The sequence below is a fragment of the Bacillus sp. M13(2017) genome, assembly GCF_002218325.1.
GTDB classification, from domain to species: domain Bacteria; phylum Bacillota; class Bacilli; order Bacillales; family Bacillaceae_G; genus Bacillus_A; species Bacillus_A thuringiensis_K.
In genome coordinates this window covers 1-10,783 of the sequence record NZ_KZ268534.1, presented here as the reverse complement: position 1 = coordinate 10,783, position 10,783 = coordinate 1, and the positions used below count along the sequence as shown (strand labels likewise).

The window sequence follows — 10,783 nt, the reverse complement described above, 5'->3', positions numbered from 1 at the left end:
ATATATATATATATATATTAAAATAACTATATTTAGAATAAACAAAAAGATATTCATACTGAATATCTTTTTGTTTATTCTGTGAGTTGTTTGTCGGAGAGAACATATTTGCCATTCTCGATTTTATTTTATGAAATTATTTTTTAAAAGGTGTATGTAATTTGGGATTTTTTGATTTAACTATTTGAGCTATATTTTATTATGTTTTAAATATGAAATACATCTAGGATATTATCTTTTTCTTCTTTATTAATTTCAATGTATTTCAGTGTAATTCTTGGTGTACTGTGGTTGAGTATGTTTTGCAACATAGCAATATCTTTTGTTTGTTTATAGAACTAATAGCCGAAGGTTTTGTGCATTGTGTGGGTACCAATGGACTCTACGCTGGCAAAGTCTCCAGCTTTTTGCAATTGTAGATAAGGTTGGATCTTACTAATGGGTTTGTCTCTTTTTCGAGAAGGAAATATTGGGATAAGTTTCACTCACTTTTTTCATTTTATTTTATAGTTCCCTTTAGGAGAGCACTAACGGATATTGGTGTTTTTTTAGTAGGTTGGTTTGAAAAATAAGAAGTTTTCTTTGTTTTAAATTTGTACTTGTTGTATTTGTAAAACTTTTAAATTAAGGTTTAATACAATTATTTCACGAAAAGTATTAAATGGTTCCTTTAAGTTTGTTAGACAAGGGGAAAAGTCTAATCCAACAAGTTGAGTACTGACTAATTCGCAATATGGTTGTTTGTTATAATAAACTGTATCTCCGAAGGAACATTTTTCCAAATGTGGTAAATCACCGTTTTTAGGATTAATAAAATGAAATGTAGTATCTGAGGAAGAAGCTATTAAAGCTAAAGATAGAAAATCATCTTCTATTAGATCTGTGGAACCGGAAAATGGAACATTTACAATAGAATTATATATAATTCTATTGTATTCATCATATACATACTCAATACTTTTACGGATATACCCTTGTAAAAATAATTTAGCTTTTGTAACTAGGTTGTAATTTGTACCTGGTATTGGAGTAAATGCTAGAGGAACTAAATCACCTTGTGTCAAAAATACATTGTTTTTTAAGATACGCTTAATTTCAATTGCTGGAGGATCTAATGAAATATTAGATTCTACAACAATTTGAATTGTTCTTTCGGCTAATATAACTGGCATTTGTACAAGCGGTGTTTCTGTGGTAATAATGGGTGTTTCAACTTTATTATTTAATGGTGTTTGAGTTTGCCCTACTACCTGACATGATGTATTAATTGGACGTTGTTCACTCATGTTACTTAGACTCCTTTTTAAAATTACTTTAGATTTTTAAAACTGTTTAATGTCAATGTATTAATTTTTTTCATTTATGTTATTCGTATCGATTTATTTTTTTAATAATATATAAAAATAATTAAATTTAAAAAAATGTGGAATAGGTCATGTATTTACTTTTATTCTTATATTCAATTTATAGGGATTATAAATACCGTTTTGTCTATTATGAGTACACCTTAATCATCCATCTATTAGCTACTGAAAACACTTTGTTCCAACAGTATGATTAGGATGTATGATAATAAGTTGAAAAAATAACAAGGAAATCCATGATTATAAGTATGATTGAAAATAAATGTATGACTAATATTCAAAATTACATGTATCTAGGCTGTACCCCTAGATGTCGTTTTTTTGATAGATTTTAAATATGGAAATTATCAAGTATATTGTCTTTTTCTTCTTTATTAATTCCAATGTATTTTAGTGTGATTTGGGGTGTACTATGATTTAGAATTCCTTGCAACATAGCAACATCTTTTGTTTGTTTATAGAACCAATAGCCGAAGGTTTTGCGCATGGTGTGAGTCCCAATGGATTCTATACCGGCAAAATCTCCGGCTTTTTGCAATTGTCGATAAGCCTGGATCTTACTAATGGGTTGATCGCCTTTTCTGGAAGGGAATAACCAGGTACTTTTTAGTGTTTGGCCATAAGAGTATACTTCATCAAAAATAGAAGTAAGGTTAATCATGCGTTCTTTCTTCGTTTTTCCCTCTTTGATCTTGAATTCTTTTCTCTTTTTACGTTTTAAATTTATTATGGTTTGTGTTTCAATTTGGAGTAGATCGCTGACACGTAATCCAGTATGGATCCCAATAAGGAAGAGAATATAGTCTCGTTCGGAACAATGACGTTTCAGAGCCCATTTCATATCTTCGATCTGTTCTTTGCTACGGATGGGTTGTACATCAATAAGATGTGGCTTTTTATTCATGGATTTATGACCTCTTTATTTATAGTGTTTTGAATGTATACTTTTGTTATATAAATTGAGGATATCAGGTGATTTGGAGATAAGTCAATAATATAGGGGATTTGAATGTAAACTAATATTCAAAAGTTTACATTGGAACTTTTTATTATTAGTTGTATAAAATAGTGTGAAATTAAAAGTGTATTAAGGTGAAAAAAGGTATTTTTTTCAGACAAAAAGCTTAGTTTTTACTAGGCTTTTTGTTTAATTTATTCATATTCCATTAAAGAAACTCCTTTCGGTTTAAAAAACAATTAATTTATATATATAAATTAATTGTTTATAAGATTTCATGAGAATAAAAGATAAGTTACTAAGTTGCACAGAACTTTTATATAAATAAAAAAACCCTCATGTTATAATTGAAAGCGACCAAGCAAATCAATTAGAGAAGAGGGGTTTTTATTGTATATATTCATTTTTAATTACTATAAGAATCATAGCATAAAATGTTTCTCATCTCTAGTTGTAAATGTTAGAAAAGAGGAGAAACATTATGACGAAAATAGTCAATATAGGACATTCTGAAAAAAAATCACGAGTAAGAGAGAATAAAGTTGAAGATTTTTTAGAACAAGCTAATATAGGTTTGTCAGCTGAGCAGCAGCAAGTCTTACTACAGATTCTACATAGTACAACAGGTAACGATTATTTCATTGGTAAGAAGAAAAAACGAACTGATGGGGTGAAGTTCGTGCAAATGATAACAGAGAATATTGATTATTTATGTGAGATTGGTTATTTAACTCAACCAGAGAAAGCTTTTTTATTTGAGCTTTCAAGATTCTTAGAGTTTAAATCAAATGTTGTTGTTGAAAAGAATGATGAGGAAATTAAGCCGAATGCGGCTTCTCCAAGTTATTTAGCTAAAAAATTAGGAAAAACAAGAACTTCTATTTCTAAGATTATGAATGATTTACTTGTTAAAGGGATTTTAGGGGTTGCAGAAACTGGGATAACTACTGAAGATGGACGATCTTGTTCTTCTCGTACTTGGTTTGTTAACCCTAATATATTATGTAATGCACCAAAAGATGATATTGATAGAGCTACACAACAAATATTTGCAAAATCATTAAGAAACATTCAACTTGAAGGAAGCAAAAAAAAGCATAAATTGCCGATATATTTATTTTAAAAAAAGTGTAATTAACTATTGCACTTTTTTTTTTTTTTTTTTTTGTTAAAAAATAGGTGTTAAAAAAAATTAACACAGGTGTTAATTTTTTTTAACACCCCGAACACTTTAAACCCTTGATATTACTGGTTTTTTGTATTTTTCCTATCTCACTCTATATATAGGGCTAAAAGTTCCGCAAGGAACAGGTAGTATTTTTAAGCAAAGATCACTTAAAAATCTCCACCTTTGCTAGAAAAAAGTCGCCTCGTTAATCCTCGGCTAAAGTCGAAGACTTTTCTTTTTTCTAACATCCTTGCCAAACTTTTTTTGGCTCGTTTGCTTCCATCGCCAAGCCGATAAACTCAAAAGTGGGATGTAGGCATATCGGCTTGAGCTACTCATTATACGAGCCAAACCGCTTGATCTAACGTTCTATAATTCGTTCTTACTCTTTTTTTAGATACGCAATACGTGGGGTCTCCCCACACCCCGGCCAACCTCTACCTCAAAAGTAGGGAGAAAACAAAAAGCACTTACGATAAGTAAGTGCTTACTGTGGGAGTGGTTTCTCTCGTTGAGATTCGTAGGAATCGTTGAAATTTAAACGTCTAAATAGATTTGTATTTCGGATTTTGATGTTTTTTGGATCAATCATAGATTGCCATGGTTGTAAGTTCTTTTTATTTTCTCTAAGTTTAGTAATTCTACTTATAACATTGTTTAATTCACGTTCATGATCTTGGTTCATCACAATAAAGGTAAAGCTTGTTATTACTGTTGGGAAACAAATCTTTAATAAAAATTCAATATGATAGATATCAGAGATTAGGTTATTAATTGTGATATAAGATGTTCCTGGTATCGGGATAATATTTGCTACGATTCGTAAAGATTCTCTTTGATCATTAATAAGTAATTTAAGAGAACAACGTGTAGTAAGGATTTTAAAGAGTTCATCGATAAATGTAATGAGTACGTGAAGTTGAGTATCGGGTGTCTCTTCATTGATGAACCACAATCCTCTATTTTCTTTTTTCGTCTTTATCAGAAAGTCGGTTACAAATTCCATATCAAGATTTTTAGGTATTTTGTTGTTTGGGAAGTATTCTCCAAAGTAATGCGATTAATAATATTGGGTCTGTATATTGTTTATTTAATTCTAGATAGTCTTCCATACGAGTAAAATGGCGGAAGAGCACATTCTCTCCTGGTGCAATTGGTAGCACCTTTTTTTCTTGGCCAAAATAATAGTAAGCTCGATAAGATAAATAAATATATTCAGCACCATAAAAGGATTTAGAACCAATTAACAGTTTATCTTCTAACTCTTTTAATTTGGCGTAACCAAGTGTTCTAGACTTATTCTTTTTTCCTTTTTGGTAGCCAAATAGGTCCAAGAATTGTGATTTTAACATGTAGGGTTGATGATGAAGCATAAATGTAAATAGATTATGATAATGTTTCATGATGAATAAATGTAATTCATCACTTAATTTTCTCTTATGTGGATCTTCCTGAATGTCATGTAAGTTTAAAATATAGGGTGAATTCGTATTATCCATAATTTCATGTACTGTATAAAAAGTATGTGGAACAATAAATGTTGGTTGTGTTGCCATGTTCTTTCCTCCTATAGCTGTTCATATCCGGATAAAAATGTTTTTGCAAATTCTTGTTTTTGTTGGATATCGATCTCTTTGTAGTTACGTGTTGTTACCTCTATGGCAATGTAACCATTATGTGTCTCGCTATAGACGGCCCCATCGGGCGTTGGTTGGAATTTCCCTTGCGGATGGGACTCTACTATTCTTTTTTTAAAATCGTCGTATCTGGGGTCTTTCTGAGCCTCTGAATGCAATTGTTTTTCTGTTTTCCATGTTTCTCTTATTTCTTTCGGTAAAGAGATGTATTTTTCAGAGAGACGAATATCGTGTTTGGCGTTATTTATACCGGTTTTATATTGATATTCTTTTCCTTCTTTTTTAAACTTTTCTATTCCCTTTTCTCTTAAAACAATCTTACCTGTGCGTTCTTCTAAATATCCGCTGTGACAAAGTTTTTTTAGGCGATCTCCTTTGATGTTATATTCTCTTTCCATTTGTTCTCTGGTAGCTGTTCCAGTTTTCCAAAGCATATCCATGCCTTCGATTTCTTTTGTTTTGAGAATCCTTATATGTTTTCGTGGCGCGGCCATAGGGATACCTCCTGTCTTTGCTTTATCTTTGTATTTAATTATTTGGGATTTTATAGCGAAGCTATGGGTTTTCGCTATAATTCGTGTTTATATGTTTCGTTTTTTATTAAACAAACATTTTTAAACAAATGTTTGTTTAATTTCATTCAAAATGTGATGCGAAGCATGACATTTTGATCAAACAAATAAAAATGCCGGAAGGCAATTTTATTTGTCTTTTTCTAAGAAGCGGAAGCTGATCTAGAAAAAGAATCTGGACAGATGCGAAGCGTTCTGTCCAGGAAATCCCGCAGGGCAAAATCCGCCTGAAGACCATTCACTCGGCTTGCCGAGCTTGTTTTTGGTTCAAGCGTAGCGAGAATCAAAAATGAATGCGTCTGGCCGCAGGCATGGAAAAGCGTCAGCTTTTATCATGCCAAGGCAGGCCGATTTTGCCCTGCTTGAGTCTCGCCGGATTCAAGATGGCGGGACTGTTCGTGGGATGCTCTTGATCTTCCCGGTTTAAAGCCGTTAAGGCGATAAACCGGGCTACCCGAAGGGGAGAATATGCACTTGATTTTATGTGATACCACATAAAATACGATTTAACTATATTATACAATATATTAATTTAGATATGAGAGATTTTGTAATAGGAATACATGGGAGAATAACTAGAGAAGGGTTGATCACTGAGTCCGTAACGTTTATGCCGCGAAAGTCACTTGACCATGAGGGGCACCCTCATGCAAACTCACCAGAGGTGGCCCCAGAAGGGCGGTTTTTGCCCGCTGGGGTTATCTTTGGGAGTTTGAGGGTGTAGAGGCTCGTGGTCAAGTGAACCGTGGAATAAAAAGTGTAGGACGGGACCCCAGAAAAGGGCAAAAACCAGGTGGGAATAGCATGATAAAACATTTTTACATCTTAAAATCACGTTATTATAAAGAAATTTGGTAGTCTTTAATTAGCCTTTAACTTAACCTCAAACTTAAGGGAGATGTATAAATGAACATCGGTAGACAAATACAATATTTTCGTAAACGGGATAACATGTCCCAAGAAAAGTTAGCAGAAAAAATTCATGTTTCCAGACAATCTATTTCTAACTGGGAAAATGAAAGGAACTATCCAGATATTCATAATTTACTAATGATGAGTATTCTTTTTAATGTCTCCCTGGATGATTTAGTTAAAGGAGATGTAAAGATCATGAAAGAAGAACTTCAAAAATCAACTTTCTTTAAGTGGAGTTATATCATGTTAGCATCAATGATTATACTTCCTATTTCTATTGCACCTGTATTTTACTTTTTTGGTTATTATGGTCTTATAATACCTTTTGTACTTACGATTTTGCTTATGTTTTCATCACTGAAAGTTGAAAACATAAAAAAAGAGCATAATTTAAAAACTTATCGTCAAATAATTGATTTTATAGAGGGAAAACCTATAAGTGAAGTAAAATCTAATATAAAAGACAAATTATTAAAAATAGGTTTGATGCTTGCAAGTGCTTTAATTAGTTATAGTTTGATTTATTTAGGATTGAGTGTATTTGGAAGATAACTTAGAAAACTATTAAAAGTCCTCCGGATTGTTTAACTGGAGGACTTTTGTGTTTACATAATTTTCGTTGTAGGAAGTGAATTTTCTCTATTTAAAAAGAGTTTATGGTTTAAAAACAAGAAGATTATTGGAATTTTATACTTTATTTTTTTTATATAAAAACATTAGAATTATTGAACTGATAAGAAAAGCAAGACATATTTGAAGGGGTTTTATCAATAAAATTTGTTCAGATACTAAGTTTACCCATTCTATTTTATTCATTTCATTGATAGATTCGAACAATAAAAAACAAATATTTATTATTAAAATAATTGTAAATGATACTACAAATTTAAAATGATTATTTAATGATAAAAATAGTCCATTTATAAGTATGCCAATTGCGAACAGTAGCATTGGAATCAATCCTTGTATTTCATTTGAAATTCCCCATGTTTGAGGTGTGGATCCATATCCTGTTCCTAAATACCTTGATGATGTATATATAAATCCAATTATATTACCAATTAATCCTACAATATGTACAATATATGATTGCATGAAAGCTAACTCCTTTATTTTAAGATTATAATGTTTGATACTTCTATTAAAAATATCAAAGTAAATACTAAATTTTATACTTAATTAAACATGAAGTAATAATTAAGTAAAGAGTTAATATAAGTCAGTTGTTTAAGATTTTTTTGTTGTTTTTTGTTTATGAGTAAGGAGAGGGTGTCTTTGTAAATAGTGAAAATAGAGATGGATGTTTATTCAAAACAGGTTAACATAACGTCTCATTATCGGTAGCAATTATTTTAGAAGAATCCTTGTCTATATAGGGATTCTTCTTTTTTTGTGTTGCTATCTTGTATACAGGATTTTATACATTGTTGATAGAGTGGGGATTCCAGGGATCCCCACTCTTCTTTTTTTGCATAAAATCTTGTATAAATAAAAAAGATTTTGATTTGGGTATCGAAATATAACGAGTATTCAATTTTAAAATTGATATGTATTCCTAAGGTTGGGTCTGTAATACAAATTACCCATGTAAAGATTATGAGAGTTAAGAATTTGAAACAAGTGATACGTGAATTATTAGGAAAAAGGGTATATCATTGCTATAGCGAATATATTTTTGAGGTGAGACGCTATGAATACGTTATATAGTCCCGGCGAAGTGGCAGAGCAATTAGGTATCCAATCTAGTACATTACGTAAGTATGCTGATGTACTAGAAAAAGAGGGTTATACTTTCATAAAGAATGAACGTGGGCATAGGAAGTATAGAGAAAGTGATGTAATGGTGTTTCGTAAGGTTATCAACTTAAAGAACGACACAGACATGACATTAGAAAACGCTACAAAACAAATAGTATCATGGCATCAAGGCGTTGAGATATTGCCATTAGAGCGACACGAAATTGAGCGCTATGAAGAACCGGATTTCAACGCTACAACGCTACAGATGATGCTTCAAGATCAAAACGAGATTATTGAAAAGCAAAATGAATTACTACAAAAATTAAATAAGCGTTTAGTTGAACAAGATCAGCGATTCGCACAAAGAGAATCAGAGTTATTGAGCGCTATACAAACGATACAGGAATCCCAAACGCTTATAGCGATGAATACTAGCGAAGACGTAGCGAAGAATCAAAGAAGCGATGAAATGCTTATGCAAACAATAAGGGAAGTCCAGGAAGTTAAGAAGATGATTGCAGCAAGTAAAGATAAGAAATGGTATGAGTTTTGGAAATGATTTTTTGAAATTTAATTAATTATCTCCTACGACTTCTAAAAAATATAGGAAAATGAATACAAAAGTAAAGCTTAGAGTTATATGAGAATTCTGAGCTTTTTGGAATACTACTGATAATTTGATTTTATGTGAACTAAATTTTAGGAAGAAGGAATTGAAAATGAATAAGAAATGTCCTAATTGTGGTTCTAGAAAAATCGGGCAAGATTCATTAAATGCCCAAACATGTTTAAGACTTAATAGTACGAATAACCTTTTTAATCAATTTTCAAGAGTGATTGCTGATGTTTGCACAGAGTGTGGTAACATTTTATCTATGAAAGCAGAACATCCAGAGTATTTTAAAGTAGATAAATAAAAATTATTTATAATACAGATTATGTGAATGAAAAATACCTTTAGAAGGAATATCTGAAGGTATTTTTTTATAGATTTTGAGATACATTGATTGCTGATAATATAATGTTATGTAAATAAAAGAAAGGGGGATTTTTTTAGGATTCCTCTTTCTTTTATAATGCATGAAATGTGAAAAATAATTGATTTACTTTAAAAATATTACTTTTTTTATTTTATCCGATTTGTACTTGTTGAGTTTGTAATACTTTCAAAGTAAGATCAAGAACAATTTTTTCACGTAATTTGTCAAATTCTTTCTCAGGATATTGATCATAATATTTATCTTGATACTTATCTTGATATCTATCTTGATTTCTGTCCTGATATTCATCATGTTTTGAATCATAATGAACATCATATGATGAATAATCAAGTTCATAAAATTCTGCACTAATTAATTCACAATATGGTTGTTCATTATAGAAAACATTATTTTCAAAGAAGTATTTGTCTAGACGAGGAACATCATTCTTTTTCGGATTAATGAAACGAGCTTTATTTTCAGAACCAAAAGCTATAATTGGGAAAGAAAGAAATTCATCAGCAGTCAAATCAGCAAAACCAGAGAATCGAACTTTTGCAATTCGATCATGAATTACACCATTGCAGTATTTAGCAGCGTATTCAATATTTTTACGAATATAGCCTTCTACAAACAATTTTGCTCTTGTTACTTGAAAATATCCTGTTTCATTAATTGGTTCATATTCAACAGGTACTAGTTTACATTGTGTTAAAAATACATCTTTTAACACTCTTTTAATTTCCACTGCTGGTGGAGAAAGTGGAATTTCTGCTTCTACTACAATTTGAAGTGTTCTTTCTGCTAATACAACTGGAATTTTAATTCTTGGATTGGTTGTAAGAACAGGCGTTGCCTCAGTATCACTGAGTGGAATCCGCGATTCTGATTTAACCTTACAATCTTTATTTTTATTATTATCTTGTTTATATTCTTTTTCACTCAATTTAAAAAAGCCTCCTTTTAGTTTATGTTTTGAGTGTGTTTATACATTCTTTAACATGCTATGGAGTGTATTTATATGTGTGAGGGCATGTATAATAGTGATTTTCCTCATTTTTAAATAAAAACATAGATTATAGTAATAAAATCTATGTTTTTATTATTTGATTTTGTGTAGCATATATTTTTGTGGAAGTATTGTTAGACTCTTTTATATTAAAAAAATAGGTAGTACTAAATAAAATTGATTAGAACTATTTTGAATAGGAAAGCATATCTTATAGTGTGGAACAAGCATTGGACACTTGTTTTACACTCATAAATTTAGTCTCTTTGAAAGGAAAGGGAATCTATTAGTAGATCCCATTTTTACATTAAATAGATTCAAAATGTTATTTATTCTTTTTTATAAGATTAATATACTTATTTTTTTGAAAGAAATAATATGAGTATATAAGTCTAGTTAATCACAGAAAAAATAAAATTTTAATATATATATATATATAT

9 protein-coding genes and 2 pseudogenes are annotated in these 10,783 nt (G+C 30.6%); 4 read left to right on the top strand and 7 right to left on the bottom strand.

Annotated features, from left to right (window positions below; translation table 11 throughout):
* Positions 1-206 precede the first annotated feature (206 nt).
* The 3 genes and pseudogenes from CGQ22_RS30965 to CGQ22_RS30955 all read right to left on the bottom strand — a co-directional run.
* A pseudogene (locus CGQ22_RS30965) lies at positions 207-470 on the bottom strand (tyrosine-type recombinase/integrase); the annotation flags it as partial.
* A gap of 117 nt (positions 471-587) precedes the next feature.
* Positions 588-1,286, bottom strand: coding sequence for a CsxC family protein (locus CGQ22_RS30960; protein ID WP_089149792.1), 699 nt, complete (start codon positions 1,284-1,286; stop codon positions 588-590).
* 409 nt (positions 1,287-1,695) lie between these two features.
* On the bottom strand, positions 1,696-2,268 hold the full coding sequence (locus tag CGQ22_RS30955; RefSeq protein ID WP_089149791.1) for a tyrosine-type recombinase/integrase: 573 nt from the start codon (positions 2,266-2,268) through the stop codon (positions 1,696-1,698).
* Between the two features lie 535 nt (positions 2,269-2,803).
* Here CGQ22_RS30955 and CGQ22_RS30950 point away from each other — a divergent pair.
* Entirely contained in the window at positions 2,804-3,445 is a 642-nt protein-coding gene (locus CGQ22_RS30950) for a hypothetical protein (RefSeq protein ID WP_000161841.1), read from the top strand.
* A gap of 532 nt (positions 3,446-3,977) precedes the next feature.
* Here CGQ22_RS30950 and CGQ22_RS32850 read toward each other — a convergent pair.
* Both CGQ22_RS32850 and CGQ22_RS30940 read right to left on the bottom strand, forming a co-directional pair.
* A pseudogene (locus CGQ22_RS32850) lies at positions 3,978-5,046 on the bottom strand (hypothetical protein).
* An 11-nt stretch (positions 5,047-5,057) separates the two neighbouring features.
* Positions 5,058-5,621, bottom strand: coding sequence for a hypothetical protein (locus tag CGQ22_RS30940; RefSeq protein WP_089149790.1), 564 nt, complete (start codon positions 5,619-5,621; stop codon positions 5,058-5,060).
* A gap of 984 nt (positions 5,622-6,605) precedes the next feature.
* Between CGQ22_RS30940 and CGQ22_RS30930 the strand changes: the two genes are divergently transcribed.
* Positions 6,606-7,166, top strand: coding sequence for a helix-turn-helix domain-containing protein (locus CGQ22_RS30930; protein WP_089149788.1), 561 nt, complete (start codon positions 6,606-6,608; stop codon positions 7,164-7,166).
* A 135-nt stretch (positions 7,167-7,301) separates the two neighbouring features.
* Here CGQ22_RS30930 and CGQ22_RS30925 read toward each other — a convergent pair whose 3' ends face one another.
* Positions 7,302-7,709, bottom strand: coding sequence for a hypothetical protein (locus CGQ22_RS30925; RefSeq protein ID WP_089149787.1), 408 nt, complete (start codon positions 7,707-7,709; stop codon positions 7,302-7,304).
* 595 nt (positions 7,710-8,304) lie between these two features.
* Between CGQ22_RS30925 and CGQ22_RS30920 the strand changes: the two genes are divergently transcribed.
* Positions 8,305-8,913, top strand: a complete 609-nt coding sequence (locus CGQ22_RS30920) for a DUF3967 domain-containing protein (protein ID WP_089149786.1) — start codon at positions 8,305-8,307, stop codon at positions 8,911-8,913.
* A 160-nt stretch (positions 8,914-9,073) separates the two neighbouring features.
* Complete coding sequence (locus CGQ22_RS30915) at positions 9,074-9,271, top strand: hypothetical protein (RefSeq protein ID WP_089149785.1); 198 nt, start codon at positions 9,074-9,076, stop codon at positions 9,269-9,271.
* Positions 9,272-9,485: 214 nt separating this feature from the next.
* On the opposite strand, the gene CGQ22_RS30910 is transcribed toward CGQ22_RS30915, so the two are convergent.
* A complete protein-coding gene (locus CGQ22_RS30910; protein WP_089149784.1) occupies positions 9,486-10,280 on the bottom strand; it encodes a CsxC family protein in 795 nt (264 codons plus the stop codon).
* Positions 10,281-10,783 lie beyond the last annotated feature (503 nt).